The organism is Geomicrobium halophilum (assembly GCF_014207655.1).
In the GTDB taxonomy this organism is placed as follows: domain Bacteria; phylum Bacillota; class Bacilli; order Bacillales; family Marinococcaceae; genus Geomicrobium; species Geomicrobium halophilum.
In genome coordinates this window covers 682,997-709,600 of record NZ_JACHHJ010000001.1, presented here as the reverse complement: position 1 = coordinate 709,600, position 26,604 = coordinate 682,997, and the positions used below count along the sequence as shown (strand labels likewise).

Genomic DNA, 26,604 nt, shown 5'->3' with positions numbered 1-26,604 from the left:
GTAAACCTGATTCAGCCACTAGATTTCACCACCAATGACATGTAATTTACTAATATTCGCCAAGAAAATTTACCGATTATGCCAATGTGCTTACCAGCACTTAGTATTGTCAGTAGTTTGAGCCTCTCTGTTTGTGGATCATTGAGCCAATAAACGCAGGAAAGAAAGTCACTCTTGGTAAAGTGCAAAATCCATTAGAATAGCTTTCGTTCCAATGGCTGTGTATTCTATCTAAATCTTATTCTCTAACTGCCCATCAATAATCTCAATCCGCCAACGAACGAGTTCATCATGGTCTAAAAAAAGGGGGGCGGTGCTAAATAGGTTCCAATATTCGACGCTTCTAACACGCAATTTCCCCGCCGCCCTTTTGTTGATTATTGCCAGCCAATCGTTTGCGCGACCATGAGGGCAATGAATGAAATTACATACCATATCAACACCAATGGAACAATAAAGCGAAGCCATTGGCCATAAGGAATTTTTGCAATAGCCAAAAATGCTAAAAGCAATCCAATTTGATAAATTAAATTCGCGATTCCATCCCCCAACTGGAAGGCCAATACAGATGTCTGGCGTGTCACACCTAATAAATCAGACAAACCGGCCATGATCGGCATCGTGATCAAGGCCTGCCCACTTCCATAATTAACCAGAAAATTAAACAAAGCCTGTACAACCATCATCATCACAGCTGCAATCTGGCTTGGCACAAAGCTAACAAATTCACCGAAAGCATAGATGATGGTATCCAAGATTTGACCTTCTTCGAGAACAACTGAGATGGCGTTGGCCAAACCAATGATAACGATTGCAACGATAAATTTTTTGAAACCTTCATAAAAGTTTCCGCAATGATACTGGGGGTCATTCCGCATATGAGCCCCAGCACAACCCCCATAAATGCGTACCAGCCGCCAAGTTCAATAAAATACCACCCTTGTGTCAGAAGCCCCCACATCATCACTCCGAATCCAAACGCCAGAAAAATCAGTGCTCCAATCTGTCTTCCGGAACTGTTCATGATTCAAAAACTCTGCATCTAACTCATCCCCGTAGACGTAACTGGACGTTGGATCTCGCATCACTTTACGGGCATACCTCCACACATACCAAATACCAACGGATAAAATAATGAAGATCAGCATCAATCGAAGGCTAAGTCCGGAATATAAAGGAAGCTCCGCTATCGATTGCGCCACTCCTACAGTCGCCGGAGCAGTCAGTGCTACAGTAAAACCAGCAATTCCCCCGACCATAGCCGTCGCAAACCCCGTGAACCGGTCAAAGCCCAATTTAAGCATCAAAGGGATGACCGCCGGAATAATAATCAGCATCATCTCCAAAGCTCCTGTAAGGGCAAAAAAAGCAGCTATCGGAATCATGATTGCCGGAATGACCAGCATCTTTTTGGACCGAAAAACATTTATGATAGACTGAACCACAATATCAAGCAACCCTGTTCTCTCAATAATTGCAAACAAACCGCCAATCCAAATGCCGCCTAAAATCAACGGAGCTGCCTGAACCATACCATTGGGTATGGCGAAAACCAAATCGAAAAAACCGAGATTGCCTGCATCGATAAATGAAAATGTCCCCGGAACGACAGTGGAAGTTCCATCGGGGAGTTCTTCCCTTTCAAATGCTCCTTGAGGTATAAGCAAAGTAAGTACTTATACAAAGAGAAACATTACGAACATCACAACATAAACATGCGGCATTTTAAATTGCGTTTTTGGACGTTTCTTTATGGCTTCTTTGCGTACCTCCAATTCTTCTTGTTTCATCCCCATGATCGTTCTCTCCCCTTATGTACCCCGCGCACCTTATGTAAGAATTTTATATACTATATTCACAAACATTTTCACATCATCATCCAAGGAGCCTTCATCAATAGTGAATCGTGGATGGTGATGGGGGTAGATGATCCCCTTCTCCTCATTGCGTGCCCCAATATTAAATACGTGCTTGGCGCAGCCTGAGAAAAATAGGTGAAGCTCTCCGCCCCCATTGTAGGTTTTAGATGTGTAATCGCCTCTTCTCCATAAAGCGCTTGTGCGGTTTCTTCAACCCGTTTTGTTACGTATTCATCATTGTGAATGGAAGGAAAACCATGCTGGTACTCAAACGAATACGTCGCACCATGTGCCTCACTGATCCCTTCACAATTTGTTCCATTCGTTTGGGGATGGACGTTCGGTATTTAGGATCATAAGAACGGACGATGCCGCTGATTTTTACTCGATCCGCAATCACATTGCCAGCTTCTTCGGCAACAAAATTGCCGACGGTTAGGACAACACTATCAAGCGGATCAACGTTGCGGGAGACAATTTGCTGCAGATTTGATACGACGTGCGAGGCGACGACAATGCTGTCCACCGTATCATGTGGCATAGCTCCATGGCCGCCTGTTCCATTCACTGAAATCCAAAATGCATCAGCAGCCGCTGTCATCGGTCCGTATGTCACCCCAATTTTTCCCACGTCAATCGTGGACATAAGATGGGCTGCAAGTACATGATCCACGTCCTCTAATACCCCGGCTTCGACCATCTCTTTTGCACCACCCGGAAAATATTCTTCTGCATGTTCAAACAAAAAGCGTACTTCCCCATTGATTTCATCTTTCAAACCGGAAAGAACCTTGGCAGTTCCGAGCAACATCGCAGTATGTCCATCATGGCCACATGCATGCATGACTCCCTCGTTTTGCGAAACAAAATCAAACGTATTTTCTTCTTCAATCGGCAGAGCGTCTATATCAGCCCGGATGGCCACTGTTTTACCCGTTTGATTGCCGATCAACCGTCCCATAACACTGGTTTTTGTAGGATGGCTTACTTCTATATTTTCAAAGGATAGAAGCGTATTATATATATATTGGGACGTATTTTCTTCCTGGTAAGATAGCTCTGGATGGCGATGGAAATAACGTCTCCACTCAATCACTTCTTCGTTTATCCCTTCTACTGCTTGATTTATCATCGTTTTTGCCATAAGCTCCCCTCCCCGTAAAATGTTTAGCCTGCTTTCCATTCGATGCTATGTCAACGAATGGAAGCATGTGGCTCATTCGAACATTTATACCTTCATTGCTTTTGATAGACTTTCTCACCGCTCATATAGGTTTCTTCCACTTGAACTTGATCAATGTCTTCTACGTCTATGTTCAGAATATCTTGGTCCAATACCATAAAATCAGCATAATAGCCTTCTGTCAGCTGCCCTACCCGTGGCACCCGTGTGATTTGTTGTGCAGCACTTGTGTATAATCGAATCGCTGTTGCTACATCTACGCGCTGATCTTGACCGGTATCCGTACCATCATAAGCTTTGCGTGTAACAGCTGCTTTAATCCCGACAAATGGATTCACCGGATCGGCCCACGGTGTAGCAGGTGCATCGGAAGAAAAGGCAAGCTTGATTCCGGTCTCTAACATTGATTGAATCGGATAAGCTTGCTTCGTTCGCTCGGGTCCTAAGTTATGATGGTAGCTTTCGATTTCTGCAAAGAGGAAAATCGGTTGTGGTACAAAGGCAATCCCCATTTCAGCTGCTCGTTCAATCGCTCGCTTTGTCGGCATGGCAGCATGCTCAATTCTGATCGAAGGTGCATCATCGAGCCAGCCTTTTTGACCAGCAAATGTATCAATAATAAGATCGATCGCCTTTTCACCCATGGCATGTACAACCAATTGTACCCGGTGTTTCTTTGCGGCTTTAGCAGCTGTCATCAACGTTTCCTTTGAGGTCATTGGAATTCCCGTATTTTCCCCTCCTGAATATGGGGGATTCACCCATGCGGTTTGTCCGGAAACGCTGCCATCGGAGAACAGCTTGATCCCTCCGATATGAAGAGGGGTTTCATTATTCGTATTTTCTTCATTTAATATGGAGCTGTTTGCTAAATCTTCCCATTTATAATACAGCACTGTACGCGGCTTCAATCCCTTATCCCGAGCTTCACCATAGATATCCAAATAATCAACCGGCTCTGTTCTGGCCATTAATTCGGTGATCGCAGTGATTCCATGGCCCAGAAGTTTCGGGCTTAACGCAGCAAGAGAATCAGCACTTTCCTCAAGGGTCGGCACTGGCATGACATCATGAACCAGATCTCGCGCATTTTCTCGTAAAATACCCGTAGGTTCACCGTTTGCATCTTTATCAATTTGACCACCTTCTGGATTTGGTGTTTCCTTCGTAATTCCAACCATTTCTAGGGCCACACTATTCACAGTCACAATATGACCGCATGTTCGAGTGATGATCACCGGTACATCTACGGCAGACCTGTCTAAATCCCAGCGTGTGGGAGCCCGGCCTTCTCTCAATTTTCCTTCATCATAGCCCCAACCTTGAATCCAAGTATTATTCTCTTGCCCTTCTGTCTGTTTGCGGATTTGGTCTAGTAAATCTTCAATGGAATTCACAAGCGGAGGTGTACATGAAATCTGTTTTTCTGCATCGGCCAAATACAATGGATGCAAATGAGCATCGATAAAGCCTGGGAGGATTCGACGACCATGAAGATCCATCCATTCACCAGAGATTCCTTCTAAATCACCTTGATCACCAATCCAGTCAATTTTTCCCTCCTGCACAACCATGGTGTTGGCATACGGTTGTTCCGGGTTCGCAGTGAAAATACATCCGTTAAAGAATATACGATTATTTTTTTTGTTCATCTCTTACGAAGTCCTTTCTTTAAATATGAATTTGAAGACTACGCTTTCGCTTTTATTATTTAGCAAATTGCATGCCAAAACCAAAAAGATGCGTGTTACGTATAATGGCCTGGCAAATCAACGGATACAGATCGTTGATCTATATTGATCAAAAAAGAAGCGAGAAAATCTCCCCCTTATTCGTAAATATATTTTTACAACGTACAAATTTTTTCACTATTTCAGACACTGAGCCTATTCCCGTTTACGATGACTGAAATTTTTTTATACGATACTGCAGGCTTTGTCTACTTATCCCTAGCTCTTTTGCAGCCTGTGATATATTATGCTCGTGTTTGGAGAGAACCTTGTTAATATAGTTTTGCTCAACAGCGTTCATCTTCTCTTTTAAGGTCATATTCTCTTCCTCATGCACCGGTTTGGTTGAACTACCTGCTCCCTGCATGTATTGATGGGTTGCGGAGTCCTTCGAAGTGTTTTTTCGATAACGCATCGGAAGATGACGAGGGGTTATCACTTCTGCATTCACAGCTACATTCATGGCTCCTTCAATCACATGCTCAAGTTCCCTCACATTTCCGGGCCAATCATGCTGATCGAACAAGTCCCGAACTTCCTCATCAATGTCCCGTACGTCCATTTGGAACAAAGTATTATATTTATAGATAAAATGTCTCACTAATGGTGCAATATCCTCTCGTCTTTCTTTTAATGGCGGAATAAATAAAGACACAACACTTAATCGATAATAAAGGTCTTTGCGGAGTCTATGATTCGCGATGGCATCAAGAGGATCCTCATTAAGGGTAGTAATGATACGGACATCCACTGTTTTATCCTCTGTGTCCCCAAGTCTACGAACGGACTTTTCTTGTAGCACTCTTAATAGTTTGGCCTGTAAAGAAGGGTTTAAAGAGTTGATTTCATCCAATAAAAGCGTCCCTTTCTCTGCTTCTTCAAACAATCCAGGACGGTCGGTTGCTCCTGTAAAGGCTCCTTTCTTCGTTCCAAATAATAGACTTTCCATTAAACTATCAGGTATAGCTGCACAGTTTTGTGAAATAAAAGGGGCTCCGGAACGGCTACTTCCGTTATGGATACTTTGAGCGAACAGTTCCTTTCCTGACCCTGTATCCCCCACAATAAGAACAGAGGATGATGTACGAGTGGATCTTTTGGCCTCTTCCACGACTTCCTGAAGAGCGGCACTATTCCCAATCAGCTGATCAAACGTATATTTCGTATTCTTTTTCTTTACGACATTTTCCTGAATAACACGTTCCAATTGAGTGACGTCTTTGGCTATTTCCATAGCTCCTGTTATACGCTGATCTTCTTGAATGGGAAAAGTATCATTGATGGTCGTAATCTCGCGCCCTTTATTATTAAAGTACGTTTGTTTGACATTCTTCGTTGCTACTCCCTCTTGGAGAGCCTTTAACAGTGTACTGTTTTGTTGGTCATGAAACTTGAACACATCCCCTAATTTTTTATCCAACACTTCCTCGCTGTTCATCGCCTCCATATGCATCATTTTACGATTGTATATAATCGTCTTCCCTTGCTCATCGATGACGTGCACTCCAATATCAATCTCATCCATTAATCTTTTGTACAAATCATTCATTCTTTTTACGTTTGGTATATCCATATGGTGGTCTCCCGCCACTACAAAAACTCCTTGTTAAATGTGTATTCCATTTCATCGTAATCAAATCCTGAATATGATGCAAAAAAGCTTTCGAGAGTTCTTTCCCGAAAGCCCGTCATGCATTAGCGATATGTTCATCCATTACACCCATCCTCTTAATTGAGAGGCCTCTGCCATTTTCCGGATACCCTCTACATAAGCAGCCAAACGCATATCCACTCCATGTGTTTGTGAGGTATTATACACTTTATGAAAAGCATTTATAATAGCGGTACGTAATTTTGTAGCAATCTCTTCTTCCGTCCAATAATATCCCTGATTGTTTTGTACCCATTCAAAATAAGAGACGGTAACACCGCCGGAGCTGGCTAGTACATCCGGAACAAGCAATATATCCCGCTCCGTTAAAATTTTTGTTGCTTGAAATGTGGTAGGCCCGTTAGCTGCTTCAACGACAATGGACGCCTTCAGGTGCTCCGCATTATCTGCTTTCATTCGATTGGCAATGGCAGCTGGTACAAGAATATCACATTCTGACTCTAACAATTCTTGATTCGTGACTGTATTCTGAAAAGCATTCGTCACTGTTCCGAAACTGTCACGCAGGTCCAATAAATAATTAATATCCAGCCCTTCTGGGTCATATAGTGCCCCCAATATTTCGGAAATGCCAATCACTTTTGCGCCGGCATCATGCATAAATTTAGCCAAAAAGCTGCCTGCATTACCAAATCCTTGCACAATGACGGCTCCTTTTAATGGAATCCCTTTGATCTTAGCTGCTTCTTCAATACAAATAGCCACACCGCGAGCAGTTGCAGTTTCACGACCGTGTGAACCGCCTAATGCAACAGGTTTTCCGGTAATAAAACCCGGAGAATTTGTTTCACGGATACGGCTATATTCATCCATCATCCAAGCCATAATTTGCGAATTCGTAAATACATCAGGGGCCGGTATATCTTTTGTTGGTCCGACAAGCTGGCTGATGGCACGCACGTAATTACGACTTAATTGTTCTAACTCGCGAGAAGACATTTGTCTCGGATCACACAGGATACCGCCCTTTCCCCCACCATAAGGTAAATCAACCAAACCGCATTTTAAGCTCATCCAAATCGAAAGTGCCTTCACTTCTTCCTCTTTCACTTCCGGATGAAAGCGCACGCCGCCTTTGGTAGGGCCGACAGCATCATTATGCTGCGAGCGATAACCTGTAAAAACTTTCACCGATCCATCATCCATACGCACGGGTATACGAACGGTCAACATTCTTACTGGTTCTTTTAACAAATCGAATGTCTCGTCGGAATAACCTAGCTTTTCTAAAGCCTCTTTAATGATGACCTGTGTTAACGTAACTAAATTCAGTGGTTCCTCTTGGTTTGTTTTATCAGTAATGATATCGGTTGCAACCATCTTCTCACCTCAATTTTACGAAAAGATAAAAGCAAAGGAGAAGTTCCCTTCTCCCCCCTGTTCTCTATCCTGTTTTATACTTATTTCTGGGCTAAAACTTTTTCGATTTTTTCAATCGCCCAATCAAGATCCTCTTCTGAAATGACGAGTGGTGGCGCAAAACGGATGACCGTTTCGTGTGTTTCTTTACACAACAAACCTTCTTCTTTTAACTGTTCACAATACGGACGGGCAGGTACATCAAGTTCTACACCTACAAACAAGCCTCTTCCACGTACTTCTTTAACGACCGAACTTTCAATGGCTTTCAACTTCTTTTGAAAATAGGTTCCCAGTTTAAGGGAACGTTCCGCCAACTGTTCTTCCTCTAACACTTCTAAAGCAGCCACGGAAACTGCACTTGCAAGTGGATTGCCTCCAAAAGTTGAACCATGCGATCCCGGGTTAAACACACCTAAGATATCTTTGTTTGCCGCTACACACGAAATGGGAAATACACCTCCGCCAAGGGCCTTACCCAAAATGTACATATCCGGCTCAACATCTTCCCAGTCACATGCAAACGTTTTTCCGGAACGCCCCAGACCCGCCTGAATTTCATCAGCGATGAAGAGAACATTTTGTTCTGCACATACTTGTGCCGCTTGCTTTAAAAACCCTTCCGGCGGGATATTGATGCCTGCTTCACCTTGAATCGGCTCCAGCAAAAATGCTGCTGTATTCGGTGTAATCGCGGCTTTCAAAGCTTCTATATCACCATAAGGAACGAGTTTTATACCTGGGAGCATTGGGCCGAAACCACGCTGATTTTCTGCTTCGGAAGAAAGGGAAACAGCTGTCATTGTACGGCCATGAAAATTCCCTTCACAGGCGATGATTTCAGCTTTATTACCTGCTACCCCCTTTACGTCATAAGCCCAGCGGCGCGCGGATTTAACCGCTGTTTCAACGGCTTCAGATCCTGTGTTCATCGGTAAAATCATATCTTTAGAGGTTAAATCAGATACTTTCTCATAAAAAGGCCCAAGCTGATCATTATGAAAGGCTCGTGAAGTCAGCGTGACTTTACCTGCTTGCTCCTGTAGAGCCTGAATGATTTTCGGATGACGATGACCTTGATTGACGGCAGAATATGCGCTTAACATATCCATATAGGTCTGTCCTTCCGGATTCTTCACCCAAACTCCTTTTGCTTCTGAAATAACAACGGGCAATGGGTGATAGTTATTGGCGCCATACTGTGTTGTCTGTTCGATCACGCTATGCGTGGAAGTTTCTGTTGTCATGTGTGTTTCCTCCTCTTCGCTTCCTTTAATACATTTCAGACACTGATTTTGCTTGCATATGCAATTTTAAATAATCAGGACCACCGGCTTTCGAATCCGTTCCAGACATTTTAAATCCACCGAATGGCTGGTAACCGACAATTGCTCCCGTACAGTTACGGTTAAAGTATAAGTTTCCAACGTGAAAGTCATGCGTCGCTTGTTCAATATGAGCGCGATTGTTCGTAATGACCGCACCTGTGAGTCCATATTCAGTATTGTTTGCAATTTCAATCGCATGATCAAAATCGTCCGCTTTACAAAACGCGACAACGGGGCCGAATATCTCTTCTTGCATCAAGCGAGAGTGAGGATCAAGATCAGCAAAGCTCGTCGGTTGGATGTAATATCCTTGCGAATCATCTCCTTCGCCCCCTGTAATCAAGCGCCCCTCTTCTTTCCCGATGTCCATATAACCCATAATTTTGTCATAGGCGGCTTGCTCAACAACAGGTCCCATAAATACGTCAGCACTGTTTGGCTCACCAACGGTTAACTCCCGAGCTAATTGTTTTGTTTTCTCCAACACTTCATCATAGACGTCTTTATGGATGACGGCACGTGAACCGGAAGAACATTTTTGACCGGAAAATCCGTAGGCTGAGGTGATAATCTCTTGGGCTGCAAGGTCAAGGTCTCCATCCTCATCGACAACAACCGTATCTTTTCCACCCATTTCGACAATCACTTGCTTTAAGTGGTTTTGACCCGCCTTTACTTGTGCCGCACGTTCATAGATACTAGTGCCTACATCCCGAGAGCCAGTAAAGCTAATTACATTTGTCTTCGGATGGTCTACTAAATAGTTGCCAACTTCTGAGCCACTTCCAGGGATGAAGTTCAGAGCACCTTCCGGGACACCCGCTTCTTCCAAAACTTCCACCAACTTGGCAGCAATGACAGGACTATTGCTTGCCGGTTTAAGCAGAACCGCGTTCCCTGTCACAAGAGGAGCTACTGTGGTGCCGCACATGATGGCAAAGGCAAGGTTCCACGGAGGAATAACAAGAGCGATCCCCATCGGTTGATAGAAGTAGCGATTGTGTTCATTTGGGCGGCTGTTTACGGGCTTACCGTCTTTAAGCTCGATCATTTGACGAGCATAATATTCCAGAAAATCGATCCCCTCTGCTGTATCAGCGTCTGCTTCTTTCCATGGTTTGCCTACTTCTTTAACAAGATAGGCGGAAAACTCATGTTTACGACGACGTACAATTGCTGCCGCCCGCATCAATACATTTGCACGTTGTTCAGCGCTATACTTTTTCCACGTATGGAAGGCTTTTTCAGCTTTGTTTATCGCTTTCTCGGCAATTTCTTGGTCCGCTTTCGATACCGTACCAACCACTTCATCTTTGTTGGCAGGATTTATCGATATGATTTTTTCCTCAGTTCGAATTCTTTCCCCGCCGACAAGAAGATCAAAGTGCTGACCCAGTTCGGCTTCTACTTTTTGCAAGGCTTCCCGAAAATCTTTTCGATTTTTCTCTACTGAAAAATCGGTGAATGGTTCGTGTTTGTAAGGTGTAACCATTTTAACCCCTCCCATAGATGTATCTTTATTGTTCACTACATTAATATTGCAAATAACATGCCAATATGGAAGTGGATTTAAAGCGCATATGATCAGAAAATCAACCATTAATGGTGCCATATTCGTTTGCACCGATTAATAATTTTTCGCATTCATGTTATTGGTAGTAACGATCTTGTTTCTCTGTAACTTTTTCATGGCCCTGTCGAAATTGATTTTTGAAATAATCCGTGGTTGCTTCTTTAACTTTTCCGCTTAGTAACACAAGTGTTATCAGGTTAGGAATAACCACTAAAGCTAGCATAATATCCAAAAGCGACCATACGAACAGCAAACTACCGATGGCACCGAAAAATATGGCAGCAATTACGATATAACGTGCTGCAATGGATGCAGCGTGGCCAAAGAGATATTCAGCCTGTTTTTCTCCGAAATAGGTGACCATCAAAACCGTGGTGAAACCGAAAACAAAGAGAGAAATTGTCACAATCATACCGGCAAGACTGCTTCCAAACACATCAGCCATCGCAGCTGCAGTCATGTTGGAAGCTTCGTCTCCTCCAATGGTCATCCAAGCATCTGTAGTTAAAATCAAAAATGCAGTTACCGAACAAACAAGAATCGTATCCACAAATACTTCAAAAACCCCCCAAAATCCCTGGGTAGCAGGATGTTCATTGGTTGCACTGGAATGGACAATGGTAGCACTTCCCATTCCGGCTTCGTTAGAATACAACCCTCTTGCTACACCCCACCGGATAATTTCAGCGAGCGCGGCTCCTGCAAAGCCGCCCACTGCTGACATCGGTGTAAAAGCATTGGCAAAAATTAAATAGAAAACATTTGGCACTGCATCAATATTGAACAAGATTACAAGGAGTCCGGCAGTCGTAAATAACCACCATTAAGGGGACAAATTTCTCAGCAAACTTTCCGATTGCCTTGATACCACCAATCATGACCACCATGACCAAACCTGCCAGAACAACCCCGGTAACAACATTCGGAATATTAAAGGATCCGTTGACCGCTCCGGCAATGGAATTGGACTGTCCCCCCTAAATACCTAGCAAATTACATGCCAAAAACAAGAAGATGCTTTCTATGTATAAATAGCCTGACAAAACAACTGATGCGGATCGTTGTTATAATCAAACAAAAAAAGAGAGAGAGAGAAAACTCCCCTCTCCTTCGTAAAGATTTTTTTACCTTAACTTATACTTATTCAATTTATATTGCAATGATTGTTTGGAAATCCCTAATCGTCTCGCTGTTTCCGATACTCTTCTGTCTGTCGTTTCCAATTCTCGTTTAATAATCTCTTTCTCATATCGATCAACAGATTCTTTTAAAGAATCGATCGAAGATTCCTCATCAGCTGGCTTTCCTTGGTACTCAGGAATTCTTTCAGGAATATCTTCTATCGTTATTACATTTGAAGAAGCATAGTTATAAGCTGTTTCGACAGCATTCTTTAACTCTCTAATATTTCCGGACCAGTTGTATTTTTTCAAACAATTCAGAGCATCAGGCTCAAATCCCGTTAATCAATATATTCATATGATTGTTGTAAAAATGAATGAAGTATTCCAGTAGGAGGTCAATGTCTTCTTTTCTTTCCATTAAATTAGGCAAATCAATCTGGACGACCCCCAACCTATAGAATAGATCTTCTCTCAATCTTTTCTCGGCAAGTAAGACATCCGGCTTTTCATTCGTTGCTGAAATCACTCTTATGTCTAAGCTAATATTTTCCTTACCGCCAATTCTTTAGTCCACCGTGTGAGAAGTTCTTTCTCCATTAGGCTAATGCTACGCCCTGCGCCAAAAAAACGTTCTTCAAACGCTGAATAAAATGCCCAGCGCGCCGAATCATCTAGGTCGTGCGCTGAATAGACGAGTTGCTACGTCGAAAAAACCACTCCCCACGCCGAATTCCGTTTTGCTCACACCCGATCATTCGCTCAAGGACTTTTCAATGGGTAAGAAATTTTGTAAAAAATAACGTTGCACTAGTGCATAATAGTTGAATTAACCATTCAAACCAATCTTATCCTCCTCACACGTGCACACAATAAAACATGCTTTTCACAGAGATGTGATAATCAGGCTGTACTTTGGCGGTTCGCCATTCAGACATCTGGTATGATTTAACGGGAAGGGGGAGAGGGCGAATTTCTCTTCTTCCATAAACGCTGACCAGCGAGACTCTTCTTTTTTCGTGAAGGGTCGGTGGTTAAACTCCTCTAGCTTCTTTCGGATCTCTCAGTTCATTTCCCAACAAACATTGGACATTCCTTAATGCGGCAATAATCCACGTCGAGACCGTATTCACCGAACTTTCTACAGAGGCTTTATCTTTTGATGAACGTACGCGTGCTGGCATGACTACGGATTGATAGTGGCAGGCTATTTCTACGTACGTCTTGTTTAACACCAGCTCTTTGGAGGTATGCTTGGTTATCTTTAAATTATCGGGAACAATAATTTGGGTGGTGCCCCCCATGTATTCAAACGCGTGTTAATGAAGCTTAATCCGTGGACAAAGAACCCTCCACATAGGAAAGTTGAGGACACGATAAGGCGGCCACAAATACATAGATTTTCATTTTTCACTTTTTCCCCGGTATCGGGATCAATGATAAATAAGGTAGAACTTGCCCAATCGACTTCTAACAGTTCCCCTGGTTTCCGTCTAATTCTCATGGTTGCTTTATATTTCTCGGCAAAGTGATGGTATTCCTCATGAAGCAATATTAATGTGACATGGGGTTTGGCCAACTCCTCATGTAAATAATCAACATCAATCACTTGCCGTACAGAAGCTTCCAACTTTTTCTCTGGATAGAGAAAATCTTCAATCCAAGCATCTGTCATATCCTCATCTAATGGACACTTCAGCCCTCTTTTCTCCGCCAATCGTATAACTTCCGTTACTTTTTGCCGTGAATGGCGAGTCATGGCCGCGATACTTCGCAAGCTCCTTTCTTGTGATGTAATTCCAGCATCTGTCGATATGGGAACATAAAAAACCTGCTGTATTCCTAATGTCATGCCGGTTGGCATGCCCATTAAGTATACAGGAGGCAGTGAACTGGGAAAGGATTCCGCAAAAGGTGGTAAACTCTTCCGCACTTGGTGGTAAAAAAGATTGCAACAGTGGTACAAGTTGAATGCAATACTCACTTGGAAGAAAAGACGCATGAACAGTTGGAAGAAACAGATCCAAAAATTGAAAAAATCTACGCACCCTGGTGAAAAAAAGCGTTTAGTACACACACCAGGTGCTCGTAATGACTGCTATACCGATGTTTCTGCTTGATTTTTAAAGTTAGTATCCTAAATTCTGTTAGGGTTAACAACGGCCGGAGTGTTGTGAGGAAGACGCAAAAAGGTTCATACAGATTTATCAACATTTTCTTTCTTTGATATATCATTTTTACTTTTATAATTTTTTTGTACTATGAAGTACATGATAACCCCCGCCATAAGGCCATATTCCGCTCCATGTACAGCTAAAACCATGGCTGTAAGACTAGCTACCCCTATTTCAGTTGCGGAAGAGTTTTTCACTTGTTCAATCCCTACTTGCACACACACATAGCCTGTAATTAATAGGGTTGTAGACAATGCGACCTCAAGAGTCGGTTCAAAAAAGGTTACGATTGGAAGCATGAATAATCCTACCATCATAGCAATCGTGAAAGTACCTGCTCCTCCGTGAAAAGAATCCATCGCTTTTCTTCCATAATTATATCTCTCCGCTACAGTAACTTGTATCGCCGTCCAAATTGGCCCTGATAAACCTGTATAAGGTCCAAAAAATGACTGAATCAAATTTCTAATACTAGTAACTAAGTGCAAGCGGTTCATATCATTATCTATTTTCTCGTCTTTTCGTTTATCATCAGAACGTTTTAATATTTCATCACCAACAATCATGTCCCCATAGGCAATAATATAAGCAACAATGGCTGTAGGAATCGCCAATAAAAAAATGTTTATGTCAGGTAAGCCTACACTAAAGGGTAAATATGCCCAAACCTCTCCGAAAGCAGGAGAAGTAATACCCCACTCAACATCAGGTAATGGGAATTCGTTTACAGCCCATCCCACAAAGATCGCAAAGATCAAAGGCGGCATCATTCCGAAATTGGAAATGAAGTTAGCCCATCGATAACGCTCCCGCATTCTCTGAAAAGTCAAAGAAAACATTGTAAAAGCAAGTAAGATCCCTGCAGTTATCAGAGAAATGGGAGTCTCCATTACCCGTCCTTCAGGCTCAATCTCCCCTATGAAAGCGGCTAATCCCGCTCCAATTAAAATCCCTGACTTTAATGAAGCAGGAACAATTCTTATTAGTTTCCCTCCAAGTTTTGTGATGCCCAATAAGAAAAATATCAGAAATACAATAAGTTGAAGGGCAACCATTGCCCTTATCGCTTCTGGTCCTGGTTCAAAATCACCTAAATATGTCAAAACCAAAGGTATCGCCGGTGTTATCCAACCTCCAACAATAGGTGAACCTAATAAGGCTGGTAACAATAATCCTATTTGATAAACAACTACAAAAGCCAGAGCAACATCATAGGGCAATCCCAAATACTCTTGAAGAGTGGGAATAAGGCTTATACTGACAATCATCATGATAAGGCCTTGAATAAACTCTGCACTTTCTAAATTATAATGAACAAATGGTAATCTTACCTTAAAAGGTCCTAACGGCCAATAAGGCTGTTCTTCCCCTTCTTTTCTTTGGTATATCGGCACCCTTATCCCTCCCCTGTATATTCAATCAAACAAGAGTTTTCTCGTGATACTAAATATGAAGATTTTCACCCTTCGAAAGTAAGTTCGACACGTCTAGGTAACTTACTAGAATTGTTCAGTAGAAATAAAGGGGGCAGGTAATGGGACGGAAAAAGATGTTTACATGCATCGTAAGTTATCAATTAATTATCACAAAATACAGATATATATAAATTTTCTTTCCTTTTTTCTGACTTACAACAAGCTTGACAATTACGATTAAGAATCAATATTTTTATATTGTTGTAATTTTTTCTCTAACATATCTATCTTTTCGAACAGTTCCTCTAAATTATCATCCTGATTCCAATGAATAGGTTTCCTTGAACTCAAGTCGATATTCATATTAATCGTCTCCCAGGCGCTATCTCTTCCTGTAGTATCTACAGTAGCTTTACGCCGCGGGATTAAACTTAAATCCATATCCCCATATACAATTCCTTCTTCATCATATAGAGGCCCTGCGATATATTCCCCTGATGGATTAATAATCCCACTTCCTCCAAAAAACGTCCAACTTGCATTACCGAGGTCAATATGATCGCCGGTAGAAGGGGGGACATAAAGAGATGACGCTATAACAAAACATTGACCTTCCAGAGCATAGGCTTTAGATGCTGCATCAAACACATTCCTATTCGAGCGTCCCTGAGGAAAATTGGGCCACCCTGGCCATGATGCACAATGAATTTGTTCTCCCTGGCCAATTAATGCGTATTTTAATAACGGCTGCAAATGTTCGTAACAGATTAATCCCCCCAATCTCCCAATTGGCGTTTCATATATCTTCAATCCAGAGGCATCTCCCCTGGCATGAAAGATTTTTTCTCTGCTCGTTGGAAATAACTTACGATGTTTGCCTAGAAAAGCGCCCGTTGAACTGATAAAAACCAATGAATTATACAGGACGCCATCATAATTTTTTTCAACTTCATTTGCTCCAAATACCACGTGAATGGCTTTGGATTTAGCCACTTCTCCAATTCTGTCAGTTTCAGGCCCCGGAAGAAGAATACATTGATCCATAAATTCATTGAGGTGGAACTCCCAATCCGAAGGGTTTTCATTCAGGTCAAGTGTCCAATTCGGAAACATTGGTATAAATCCCTCCGGGAATACAATTAGTTTCGCTCCATTATCTGCCGCCTCCGCAATTAGATCACACATTTTCGCTACCGTTTTGTTTTTGTTAAAGGGTAATTCTGGAGAACCTGGACGGCTGCAGCTCTCACCGTTTGGTTATGCATTGGACATGTCCCCTTATGCTACTACTTATTTTCACCTCTTTGACAAACGGTTAACTATTAACGCACACCAAATTAATATTTACTATAAGAATATTTTCCATTATTTGAAGATTTAAGTTTCCTATATAGTGTTATCGCACCTTTCATAAGGTGGTACTTAAAATTATAATTATTTTGCCGTCCACCCTCCGTCAACATAAATGGTCTGTCCCGTGATATACCTAGAAGCCTCTGATGAAAGAAATACAACAGGCCCCTCCATATCCGCTAATGTTCCTACTCGCTTCATCATTGTTTGATTCACAATGTTGTTATACCTGTCTTCATTAGACAGCCAACCTTCGGTCATAGGCGTTTGGATATAACCTGGCGCTATCGCATTTACGGTTACTCCTTTCGTTGCCATTTCTTCAGCCCATACTTTCGTGAGTTGATTAATCCCCCCTTTGCTAGCTGCGTAACTCGTTTGATGACTCCCCCCAATGCCGCCAAAAATGGATGATATATTAATCATTCGCCCATATTCTTGTTGAATCATTTGCCTCGCTACTGCCTGCCCTACAAAAAAGATTCCTTTTAAATTTGTATCCATCACCGTGTCCCAATCCTCTTCTTCTATATCAAGGAGTGTCTTTCTAATGTTTTTTCCGGCATTGTTAATTAAAATATCTATTCTTCCAAAATCACGGATAACCTCTTCAATCCATAGTTGAACACCGTGCTTTTTCGTTACATCCACGGAATAATACGCTACATTAATCCCCTCAGATTCTAATTGTTCAGCGGCTTGAATAAGACTGTCTTTTCCTCTGCTTGCAATAATTACAGTAGCACCTACACGTCCAAGACTTTGCGCCATACCAAATCCTATACCCTTACTACCGCCCGTCACTACTGCAACTTGTCCGTCTAACCTAAACATCATACATCCCCCTTTTTCCGTATTTTCGGCTCATTTTGTAAGTTGTCTCTTTAAGATTTTTCCACCAGGATTTCTCGGGAGTTCTTCTATCAATTCGACATATTTTGGTATTTTATAATCAGCGATACGCTCTTTTAAAAACGACTGAATATCTTCTGCTTTCGGTTGAGTCGCATCTTGTGGCACGATAAATGCTTTCACTTGTTCCCCAAAGACTTCATCCGGAACGGCTACAATTGCCACTTCTAAAACCTCCGGATGACTATATAATTCATTTTCAACCTCGGCCGAGAAGATTTTTTCCCCTCCACGATTAATCATATCTTTTTTCCTGTCCATAATGTAAATGTATCCGTCATCATCTTTCATCGCCATGTCTCCTGATTTCCAATATCCGTCTTCAAATGAAGAATGATTCCCCTCTTCATTTTTCCAATATCCCTTAACGACCATCGGCCCTTTCACGTATAATTCACCAACTTCACCTGGCTCTAATTCTCCCCCCTGTTCCCCAACAATTTTCAATTCACCAACGGGAACAGCTTTTCCAACTGAAGCCATTTTGGACAATTCACTATTTTTGGGCATAATCGTTGCTGGTGAAGAAGTTTCTGTTGCTCCGTATGCGTTGTGTAAATTTATAGAGGGAAGTTCTTTCATTAATTTTTCAATTGTTTCTTCTGCCATAGGAGCCCCTCCATAAGCTGCTACCTCCAAAGAATCCATCGATAAATTTCTGAATTCTGGGTGATTCATCATCATGATATAAATTGTCGGTACATTGAATAGAAAGTTAATTTTTTCATTTTCAATTAATTTAAGGAAAGGAAGAGTTTGATATCTTTTCATCAAAACTGTTGTTCCACCAATCAAAAGCATATAAATGAATTGACCGATCAAACCAGTCACATGATACATGGGTACAGCTAGTAATGTCCGTGCAGGATCTGATACTTGAAGCACATTTTTGTAACTCATCGCACTATGAATTACATTGCCATGACTTCCAATCGCCCCCTTCGGTTGTCCTGTTGTTCCTGACGTATACATAATGTACAGTGGATCTTCTTCTTTCAATTCGGGGGTTATCAAATGACTGTTTCTTGAGGGGGATTGTAAAACGTTCTGCAAGTTGTTAAACTCATTCGAATTTTCAACTGTTAAAAGTTGGCGCTTCTCTCCTTTCCATAACCTCAGTAATTCTTCAAATCCAGACTCCGCACAAACAAGCTGTGCATCTGCCTGTTGTACCATAAATAACAATTCTTCTTTTGATGATTTTACATTTAGCGGAATGGCAATAATGCCAAGCTTTGCGCAGGCTAAAAAAACCTGAATGAATGCTGGATGATTTCCTACTAATAAAGCTATCCGATCTCCTTTTTGTAGGTTGCATTGATGATGAAAATAAGAAACAATCACATTTACATTATCGTGAAGCTGTTGATAGGTCCAACGAAGATCATCAAATACGATTGCTTCACGTTCTGGATACCTAGAAACTGTTTGTTTGAACATTGAAGTTACGGTCTCTGGTCGAGAATCAAATAAAAATACATCACGCCCAAACATTTTACCCTTTTGCATAATGCCCCTCCTTCGTCTGGGTTTCTTGTTCAAAGACTGATAGGACATAAATGATAACGCTTACATACGTTTCCATTATACTTGCCCTTCAAACTTTTTATAAAATTCTTTCCATATTATTTATGCAAAGGTCATGCCAATTAAATAAATTTCTTAATAAGTGGGCGCAAATGCTAACTTTCCCCTTATATTGAAGTCCATAATCGCTTTTAATTATCACCTAAAGGTAATCTCAAAACGATTCCTTTTATAATAACTGATTCCATAAAGAATCGATTGATTCTTTATGGAATCAGTTAGACAATATTTAATCGGTGGATTCTGTTTATTCATGAATGTAGGCATCCACCGAGAGTTGGTATTTTTTCATTTTTTTAACAAGGGACGATTGACTGATTCCTAGATCATCCGCTGCTTTTCTTGTTGTTTTTCCCTGCTGTATCTTGCTCTTTATCATTTCTTGTTCTACATCCATGATAGCCTCTTTTAGTCCCTTATTTTTATAAGATGTCTTTTTTCTCTGATCTTTGGGATCAAAATTATCGATGAATTGATCTGGAAAATCATAAATATCAATTTCATCGTGATCGGTCGTAACAGCAACCCGTTCGATAACATTTTTCATCTCCCGTATATTCCCTGGCCATTGATAACTTTCTAAAGCAGATATTACACCAGCTTGGAATCTTTTGTTTAATTCATATTTTTTATTCACGTTATTCAGAAAATAATACATCAACGGCGCAATATCAGCAGTTCTTTCTCGTAATGATGGTATGTGAATGGGCACAATATTCAAACGATAAAACAAATCCTCTCGGAACTCACCTTTTTGCACTTGCTCCTCTAAATTTCTGTTTGTGGCAGCAACCACACGAACATCAATTGGTTTTGGCTGATAACCTCCTACTCGAACCACTTCAAATTCCTGTAGCACCCTCAATAATTTGACCTGTAAGTCTAATGGGATATCTCCTACCTCATCAAGAAAAATTGTACCTTCATTCGCCTTTTCAAATAATCCTGCTTTCCCTGTTTTTTCAGCTCCGGTAAATGAGCCTTTCTCATATCCAAATAACTCCGATTCAAGTAACTGTGCTGGAATTGCTCCACAATTTACCTTTATATGGGGCTTGTCAGCTCGATGGCTTCCCAAGTGTATAATATTTGCAAATACTTCTTTTCCGACACCCGATTCCCCAGTTAATATAACAGTAGAATCTACCTTCGCGACTTTTTGTGATACTGACACGGCTTTCATGGTCTCTTTACTTTGAGCAATCACGCCATTTAACAGCCATTTTGTATTCTCCACTTGTCTTAACTCATCAACCTCGGCAAGGATTTTTTCCGTGAAGGCTCTAGAAGTATTCAGCTCCTCCATCAGAAAATTAAGATCACTGAGATCACGGATGTTCGTCACCACATGTGTTATTGCACCTCTATCGTCCCAAACAGGACTTCCAGTTGCCAGAATCTCGGTGTCTTTAACCTTTTGAATGATTGTAACCGATTTCTTTTCTTTCAAAACTTTAAATGTGACCGACTCAGATATGATCCCTTCGTTAACAACGCTTCTCAAGTCCCTATTGATAAGTTCCTCTTTTCTAACACCGGTAATACGAGTATACGCATCATTGACTGTCCATCCAATTCCATAAGCATCAGCGACATAAATGCCATCGTAACTTGACTGAATGATCGAATCGAGCAATTTAGAATAATATTGGGGCTCGTTAGACGGTTTTTTCTTGCCTACAAATCCGTACTCTTGATCCATCATCTTTTATCTATCCTTTCCACAAATAAATGCGAAGAAGATACCTTGTATTTATTATTTCGCAAGTTTTTTATTTTGTCAAAATGATCTAAAACTTTGGAATGAATTTTGCATTTTATACGTAAAAGCAAATAGGAGGGATATTCATGTTTGATTTTACAGCAACCCCAAAACAACAAGACATGATCGATCAAGCAGATCAATTTTTGAAAGATTATGTGTATCCGAATGAAGAATATATAGTGCCTCATCAAGGATTGCCGGAAGAAATCTTAAAACCTTTGCAGGATAAAGTAAAGTCACTAGGCTTGTGGGCAGGCCATTTACCAAAAGAATATGGTGGAATGGGAAACAGTTTTGTGAGTCTAGGTTTATTATCAGAAGTTGTTGGTCGCAGTCCAATAGGCCCGTATATCTTTGGATCCATGGCACCGGATGCTGGAAATGGAGAGATTCTTGTTCACGCAGCGGACGAAAAGCAAAAAGAAACCTACCTAAAACCGTTAGCCAACGGAGAAATACGTTCGTGTTTTGCTATGACCGAACCAGAGGTTTCAGGCTCAGATCCGAAAACCCTTCAAGCCACCGCAGAAAAAGATGGAGATAAATGGGTAATCAATGCTCATAAGTGGTTTACAACAAGTGCGATTGGCTCCTCTTTCTCCATTGTGATGGCGGTCACAGACCCAGATGCTGAACCACACAAAAAAACCAGCTTGTTTATTGTCGATAATGATAATCCGGGCTTTGAAATCGAAAGAGAGATTCCAGTTATTGGTGACCATTACATTGGAGGACATTGTGAAGTACGGTACACGAACTGCCGAGTTCCAAATGAAAACATGCTCGGAGAACGTGGTGATGGATTTCGTCTGGCTCAGCTTCGCCTTGGTCCAGGCCGTATTACACATGCTATGCGATGGCTTGGGGTATGTCATCGCAGTATGGAGCTCATGCTCGAACGTGCCTCTTATCGGGAAACAAGGGGTCGGAAGTTAAGTGAATACCAAAGCATTCAAAACTTCATTTCTGATTCTGCTGCAGAAATTCAGGCTGCCCGTCTCATGACACTGCATGCTGCTTGGCTACTCGATCAGGGATCGGAAGCTCGTAAAGAAATCTCTATGATTAAATTCTACGGTGCAAAAGTCCTTCATGATGTCATCGATCGAGCGATTCAAGTTCATGGGGCATTGGGAGTAACTGGCGATACACCTTTAGAAGGTTTTTACCGTGAAGCTCGGACTGCTCGCATTTACGACGGTCCTGATGAAGTACACCGTTTCGTCGTGGCTCGCTCGTTGATTAAAGCTTTTCAGAATGGAGGGGAACGATAGTGAAAATAAAGACAGACGTTCAGCCTTTTTCTGAACAAGAAATAAATTGGGAAAGATTAGGCGACTTTCTTCAAAGAGAGTTACCTCATTTAGATACAACTCAAATGGAAGTCAAACAATATACGGCAGGTTATTCAAACCTCACCTATTTACTTCGATTTCCAAATCAAGACTTAATCATGCGGAGACCTCCATTTGGTAAGATTCCACCAAAATCCCATGATATGAAACGTGAATATCGGGTGCTTCAATTGTTAGAGCACCCTTTTCCTTACGCCCCTGCACCTTACACGTATGAGGAGGATAAAACGATCATGAATCGACACTTTTATGTGATGGAGAAGAAAGAAGGAGCGGTACTCGATGATCAAATTCCAGAGGAAATCTCTGCCTTTTCTGATTATGGTACCCGTGCTTCTCACGCGATGATAGACGCTCTTATTTCTCTTCATGCGATTGATATAGACAAACATAGTCTAACAGAACTTGGTCGACCCAAAGGGTATATGGAAAGGCAAGTTCTTGGATGGATTAAGCGTTACCATCAATCCGTTGAAACCCCTCATCAAAAAATTGAAACATTAACTTCATGGTTTACTGAGCAAATTCCAGAACATCCCGAATCTACTGTCGTCCATAATGACATGAAATTAAACAATATGATGTTAGACCCAAACAATCCAGAAAAAGTAACAGCTGTCTTTGATTGGGAACTTTGCACAGTGGGAGATCCTTTGTCTGATTTAGCTAGTAGTATTGCTTATTGGAAAGAGCCCGGAGAAGGATACACAGGGCTTTCCTCGGTAACGGATAATGGTGCGTTTCTTTCTAGACTAGAGCTCATTCATCGTTATGCCTACCAAACCGGCCGAGATGTATCAAACATGACCTACTATCTATCTTTTGCCTTCTTTAAAATTTCCGTTATCTTACAACAGATTTATTTGCGATGGAAACAGGGAGAGATAGAAGACGAACGTTTCGCTTCCTTAGATAGCGGGATTCAGAATCTAATCAACCTTTCATTCCGCACGAAAAATAATGAAATCATTTAGGATGTCCATATTCCTTCCATCCATTTGCTGACAAGAAAAGAGGATATCGATGTAAACAAAATTTGTAACCTCAGTGTGATTGTTGTGGATACACTTCTAGCAACGACTATAATTTCAATACTGTTTGAAGAATATAGAGCTAAAGACATCTATCCTGTTTCCACTCATAGGGAAGCTTTTAAAATGAAAGCTTCCCATCCTGATACCCTTTTAATTGGAGAATACTTGGGCTATGAAATTGACGGTTTTTTCAAACCTAATTCAGTGAAGTTTCTTAACGCAAACGTGTCAGAAAAACCAATAATCTTCTTTACAACGAATGGAACCGTTGCTTTAAATGATGTTCAGAGCTCCCCTTTTGTAGTCCCAGTTTCCCCGTTTACTATAAAAAGTACTTTAGATGTTTTTCAAAAAAAGATCTTAACTACTCGATAATTGATCGTTTGTGCTGATAATCATGGACAATTTACAATCGAAGATTTTCTAACGGCCGGAGCTTTATTATCCTCTTTAAGTCAATTAGAAACCATTTCATCATGGAAATTTTCCGACAGTGCTAATGCTGCTGAAGCTCTTTATGAACAAACACTAGTAAGAATTCACAATTGCTATCTGTAACCGTTCACAAATTATAAAAAGATTTCTTACAGAAAGAATGAGATAGCTTCATCATATTGATACTAAGAGGAATTGACTCCTCAAATGCGGAAATTTATCGTGCACAAGAAGTATTAATACAGGGGCATCTCATCATATAACTTCGTTTTTAAACGTACCTAATGAGATGGATGATTTGATTACATGGCATAAGGAGGCTGTGGCATCCGGCGAAATGCATCCTGTAGAAATGCTTCCAGTCTACATCATAAATTTGTTACTATTCATCCATTAATTGAGCTTCCAGGGGGTAAGCTCCTGGAAGCTTTCTATAGGAGATCGACTATTGGTGGTCCTTCACACATCGGGGCACATGGCAGTTTTGGTTTGATGTGGCTTTGCTTGTTCTTCCGTTGGCTTTTGTTATTCGAAAGCAGCCGCACTCCACCGGAGCGGCTGCTCACCCACTTATCACCATTCAACTAAAGCATCCAGCCCAGCGGCCCATCCTCATTGATCAGATCCACGATCGAATAGATAGAGATCGGAAAATAGGGGATGCCATATACATAGGGCAACAGCTCATACAAGTCAAAATAAATAACGAGCGTTTTGTCAGCCACATAAAACGGCTGATCGGGAGTGACCCCTTCATACGGGCCGAGAACATTCTCGAACCAACCTCGCTCCTCCAATTGAGCCTGGATAATCGCATTTAATCTTGGAATAAAGTCTGCCCCCGGCGCGAATAACTCCGTGAATGTATAAGCCCTTCCCATTCGCGAATCAAACGTCAATGCCCGTTGGACCGTCATTCCGTGTGCGCCGCCGGCAAACGAATACACGCTATGGGTCAAGCTTAATACATGCTGTTGATTGGATTTCAGGTCAAAGCCACCCGTCAGCTCTGAAACGCCATCACCATACCCTTGGGTCTGAAGCAGCTGTCGGAGTTGTTGCTGGATAGCGGCATTCATGCTAGCTTCCGCCTGAGGATTCGTCCAACCGGACACTTCTGCATAATACATATCCACCAGATTTTCCTGGATATGCCAAGGAACAATCCCTACCGGCAAAGCCGAAATGTTCACGTTATCACTCTCCCTAACGCATACATATGAGCAATCAACGTAAAAGAGAATAGTGACTAGTGCAAGATGGTCGAATTATACGGTCACACTCCAATAGTAGGTCAACATCAAAAAAGGCATGAATGGTCACTAGATTTATCCTATGAGCCTTCTCATGTGGATAGTTTTTTAAATTCAAGGAACTTAAATCAACTCCATTCTAGCCTTACTATTACTTGATCCTTTATCATGCTTACGATTAGATTTCTTTTACCAAGTATCGATATGGCACTCCATCCGATGTACTCGTTTTTCGATAGCAATAGCCTAAACGTTCATATAACTTTTGAGCTTGTAAATTGTTATTGGCAACGTTTAATGAAACTATTGAGTATCCGTTAACCTTAGCATTGTCCTCCGCGAAACTTATCAATTGATTCCCTATGCCCCGGCCCCTAAACTGAGATGAAACAGAAAGCAAATTGATATAGTAGTCGTCTGGATCTACGTCATCTTCAAAGAAATCATCGTTTCTTTCTGGATAGTGTTTCTTTAAAAAATCAAGTATAGGTTCAAACAGCTGTTGATTTTGATGTCCAGGATAATGTGAAATAACGCCTGCTACCAAAGAGTCCACTTCATAAACATGACAATATTGATAACTCAGAGCATTATGATCTATCTCTAAAAAGGAGCGGATAAATGCTGATCGTTCCTTTTGTTCTACATCACCAAGCCAATTTACGATATGAGGTGATAAAATCCCTTGTAATAATGGCTCGATTTGCTTAACATCATGGACAGTTGCTTGACGAATGTTCACAGTTTTAACTCCTTTGTTTTATTAAAAAGGATGGGCATTTTACCCTAGTTATAATTGTGGCAAACAGCGTGATCAAAAACGATCGGTATTTTCATCAATATCGACAAGCGAGCTTACGGTCCCCCCTGTTACACGAACCTCATACACTTTATTTTCGTAATGAAACGAAAATATTCCGTTGTTGAAATCCGTGTGTAAATGTTTAAAAAAGATGCCTTCATAATCAGCTTCTTTACCAGAGTCAAAACGAAGCTGGTAAGTGCCGTTCGTGTTTTGATAGAGGTATCCTTTCACACCACGATCGAACCCCCAGTCCTCAGGTTCATCCGCTCGTGATTTTGGAACGACATGTATATCGGCAGAGGGAACGTCATGGAGAAGGATATCGATGACAGATCCTCCGATCAGATTGGTCCAAATACTTTCGATCCTTTGCCCGATCATGATTTGTGTAGCTGCAACGTTGGTAGCTGTCTTTTGAATAATCTTCGTAATATCGTGAGCATGGCTTTTTTCAATAATAAGCTTGGCATTGTAATCATCTGCAAGTTCCTGGAAAATCGACATATCTACTTCTTTGTCGTGTTTGTATTCTTCTTCTGGTAAGGCATCAAACACAAGAACAAAAAGGGGGCAACGTAATTGATTGGCAATGTTTGCTCCACGTTTGATCAACCGCTCACCATGGTGCCCGTAGTTGACACATACGAGAATTCGCTCATTCGTTTGCTCCGAGGGCATATCCATTCCTCCT

General features: G+C 41.4%; 19 protein-coding genes and 5 pseudogenes. 3 read left to right on the top strand and 21 right to left on the bottom strand.

The genetic code is table 11. From position 1 onward, the window contains the following. Positions 1-377: 377 nt before the first annotated feature. The 18 genes and pseudogenes from HNR44_RS03465 to HNR44_RS03380 form a co-directional block, all read right to left on the bottom strand. Positions 378-878 (bottom strand): Na+/H+ antiporter NhaC family protein, encoded by a 501-nt coding sequence (locus HNR44_RS03465; RefSeq protein ID WP_184402704.1) that lies wholly within the window; start codon positions 876-878, stop codon positions 378-380. Between the two features lie 45 nt (positions 879-923). Continuing rightward, positions 924-1,667 (bottom strand): SLC13 family permease, encoded by a 744-nt coding sequence (locus HNR44_RS03460; protein WP_184402703.1) that lies wholly within the window; start codon positions 1,665-1,667, stop codon positions 924-926. A 162-nt stretch (positions 1,668-1,829) separates the two neighbouring features. Continuing rightward, positions 1,830-3,003 (bottom strand): annotated as a pseudogene (locus HNR44_RS03455) (amidohydrolase). A 92-nt stretch (positions 3,004-3,095) separates the two neighbouring features. Continuing rightward, a complete protein-coding gene (locus HNR44_RS03450) occupies positions 3,096-4,694 on the bottom strand; it encodes an amidohydrolase (RefSeq protein WP_184402702.1) in 1,599 nt (532 codons plus the stop codon). Positions 4,695-4,938: 244 nt separating this feature from the next. Then, entirely contained in the window at positions 4,939-6,345 is a 1,407-nt protein-coding gene (locus HNR44_RS03445; protein WP_184402701.1) for a sigma-54 interaction domain-containing protein, read from the bottom strand. A gap of 141 nt (positions 6,346-6,486) precedes the next feature. Next, complete coding sequence (locus HNR44_RS03440; RefSeq protein WP_184402700.1) at positions 6,487-7,764, bottom strand: Glu/Leu/Phe/Val family dehydrogenase; 1,278 nt, start codon at positions 7,762-7,764, stop codon at positions 6,487-6,489. A gap of 80 nt (positions 7,765-7,844) precedes the next feature. Then, a complete protein-coding gene (locus tag HNR44_RS03435) occupies positions 7,845-9,050 on the bottom strand; it encodes an ornithine--oxo-acid transaminase (RefSeq protein WP_184402699.1) in 1,206 nt (401 codons plus the stop codon). 25 nt (positions 9,051-9,075) lie between these two features. Continuing rightward, positions 9,076-10,623, bottom strand: a complete 1,548-nt coding sequence (pruA, locus tag HNR44_RS03430) for an L-glutamate gamma-semialdehyde dehydrogenase (protein WP_184402698.1) — start codon at positions 10,621-10,623, stop codon at positions 9,076-9,078. A 157-nt stretch (positions 10,624-10,780) separates the two neighbouring features. Beyond that, positions 10,781-11,633: pseudogene (locus HNR44_RS03425) on the bottom strand (alanine/glycine:cation symporter family protein). 195 nt (positions 11,634-11,828) lie between these two features. Next, complete coding sequence (locus HNR44_RS18150) at positions 11,829-11,984, bottom strand: helix-turn-helix domain-containing protein (RefSeq protein ID WP_484494490.1); 156 nt, start codon at positions 11,982-11,984, stop codon at positions 11,829-11,831. Positions 11,985-12,008: 24 nt separating this feature from the next. Continuing rightward, a pseudogene (locus tag HNR44_RS18145) lies at positions 12,009-12,155 on the bottom strand (AAA-type ATPase lid domain-containing protein); the annotation flags it as partial. Position 12,156: 1 nt separating this feature from the next. Next, positions 12,157-12,390, bottom strand: a complete 234-nt coding sequence (locus HNR44_RS18000) for a sigma 54-interacting transcriptional regulator (protein WP_425489446.1) — start codon at positions 12,388-12,390, stop codon at positions 12,157-12,159. Between the two features lie 699 nt (positions 12,391-13,089). Then, positions 13,090-13,677, bottom strand: coding sequence for a hypothetical protein (locus tag HNR44_RS03405; protein WP_184402694.1), 588 nt, complete (start codon positions 13,675-13,677; stop codon positions 13,090-13,092). 342 nt (positions 13,678-14,019) lie between these two features. After that, positions 14,020-15,393, bottom strand: coding sequence for a solute carrier family 23 protein (locus tag HNR44_RS03400; RefSeq protein WP_184402693.1), 1,374 nt, complete (start codon positions 15,391-15,393; stop codon positions 14,020-14,022). A gap of 258 nt (positions 15,394-15,651) precedes the next feature. Further along, positions 15,652-16,614 (bottom strand): annotated as a pseudogene (locus HNR44_RS03395) (carbon-nitrogen hydrolase family protein); the annotation flags it as partial. A 234-nt stretch (positions 16,615-16,848) separates the two neighbouring features. Continuing rightward, positions 16,849-17,604: an SDR family NAD(P)-dependent oxidoreductase gene (locus tag HNR44_RS03390; protein WP_246406964.1), complete on the bottom strand. Its 756-nt coding sequence runs from the start codon at positions 17,602-17,604 to the stop codon at positions 16,849-16,851. 27 nt (positions 17,605-17,631) lie between these two features. Beyond that, entirely contained in the window at positions 17,632-19,188 is a 1,557-nt protein-coding gene (locus HNR44_RS03385; RefSeq protein WP_246406963.1) for a class I adenylate-forming enzyme family protein, read from the bottom strand. A gap of 325 nt (positions 19,189-19,513) precedes the next feature. After that, on the bottom strand, positions 19,514-20,971 hold the full coding sequence (locus tag HNR44_RS03380; protein WP_246406962.1) for a sigma-54 interaction domain-containing protein: 1,458 nt from the start codon (positions 20,969-20,971) through the stop codon (positions 19,514-19,516). Positions 20,972-21,114: 143 nt separating this feature from the next. Here HNR44_RS03380 and HNR44_RS03375 point away from each other — a divergent pair, with 143 nt between their 5' ends. From HNR44_RS03375 to HNR44_RS17600, 3 genes and pseudogenes are all read left to right on the top strand, one after another. Then, positions 21,115-22,305 carry an acyl-CoA dehydrogenase family protein gene (locus tag HNR44_RS03375; protein WP_184402691.1) on the top strand — a complete coding sequence of 397 codons (1,191 nt, stop codon included), beginning with the start codon at positions 21,115-21,117 and terminating at the stop codon, positions 22,303-22,305. Continuing rightward, on the top strand, positions 22,305-23,360 hold the full coding sequence (locus HNR44_RS03370) for a phosphotransferase family protein (protein ID WP_343069346.1): 1,056 nt from the start codon (positions 22,305-22,307) through the stop codon (positions 23,358-23,360). Before HNR44_RS03375 ends, HNR44_RS03370 begins: the two co-directional genes overlap by 1 nt. 24 nt (positions 23,361-23,384) lie before the next feature. Next, positions 23,385-23,978, top strand: a pseudogene (locus HNR44_RS17600) (2-phosphosulfolactate phosphatase). A gap of 461 nt (positions 23,979-24,439) precedes the next feature. Here the strand turns inward: HNR44_RS17600 and HNR44_RS03355 are convergent. The 3 genes from HNR44_RS03355 to HNR44_RS03345 all read right to left on the bottom strand — a co-directional run bounded on the left by HNR44_RS03355 (position 24,440) and on the right by HNR44_RS03345 (position 26,591). Beyond that, entirely contained in the window at positions 24,440-25,048 is a 609-nt protein-coding gene (locus HNR44_RS03355) for a DUF3298 domain-containing protein (protein WP_184402688.1), read from the bottom strand. Between the two features lie 238 nt (positions 25,049-25,286). Beyond that, a complete protein-coding gene (locus HNR44_RS03350; RefSeq protein ID WP_184402687.1) occupies positions 25,287-25,850 on the bottom strand; it encodes a GNAT family N-acetyltransferase in 564 nt (187 codons plus the stop codon). 72 nt (positions 25,851-25,922) lie between these two features. Then, the gene (locus tag HNR44_RS03345) at positions 25,923-26,591 is read right to left on the bottom strand and encodes an adenine nucleotide alpha hydrolase family protein (protein ID WP_184402686.1); all 669 of its coding nucleotides are present in this window, start codon (positions 26,589-26,591) and stop codon (positions 25,923-25,925) included. Positions 26,592-26,604 lie beyond the last annotated feature (13 nt).

Bases quoted from the DNA above. Each gene is read 5' to 3' on its own strand.
- HNR44_RS03435 (WP_184402699.1), bottom strand. From the start codon at position 9,050: ATGACAACAGAAACTTCCACGCATAGCGTGATCGAACAGACAACACAG.
- HNR44_RS03445 (WP_184402701.1), bottom strand. From the start codon at position 6,345: ATGGATATACCAAACGTAAAAAGAATGAATGATTTGTACAAAAGATTA.
- HNR44_RS03380 (WP_246406962.1), bottom strand. From the start codon at position 20,971: ATGATGGATCAAGAGTACGGATTTGTAGGCAAGAAAAAACCGTCTAAC.
- HNR44_RS03405 (WP_184402694.1), bottom strand. From the start codon at position 13,677: ATGACATTAGGAATACAGCAGGTTTTTTATGTTCCCATATCGACAGAT.
- HNR44_RS03385 (WP_246406963.1), bottom strand. From the start codon at position 19,188: ATGCAAAAGGGTAAAATGTTTGGGCGTGATGTATTTTTATTTGATTCT.
- HNR44_RS03440 (WP_184402700.1), bottom strand. From the start codon at position 7,764: ATGGTTGCAACCGATATCATTACTGATAAAACAAACCAAGAGGAACCA.
- pruA (WP_184402698.1), bottom strand. From the start codon at position 10,623: ATGGTTACACCTTACAAACACGAACCATTCACCGATTTTTCAGTAGAG.
- HNR44_RS03345 (WP_184402686.1), bottom strand. From the start codon at position 26,591: ATGCCCTCGGAGCAAACGAATGAGCGAATTCTCGTATGTGTCAACTAC.
- HNR44_RS03375 (WP_184402691.1), top strand. From the start codon at position 21,115: ATGTTTGATTTTACAGCAACCCCAAAACAACAAGACATGATCGATCAA.
- HNR44_RS03465 (WP_184402704.1), bottom strand. From the start codon at position 878: ATGCGGAATGACCCCCAGTATCATTGCGGAAACTTTTATGAAGGTTTC.
- HNR44_RS03390 (WP_246406964.1), bottom strand. From the start codon at position 17,604: ATGATGTTTAGGTTAGACGGACAAGTTGCAGTAGTGACGGGCGGTAGT.
- HNR44_RS03450 (WP_184402702.1), bottom strand. From the start codon at position 4,694: ATGAACAAAAAAAATAATCGTATATTCTTTAACGGATGTATTTTCACT.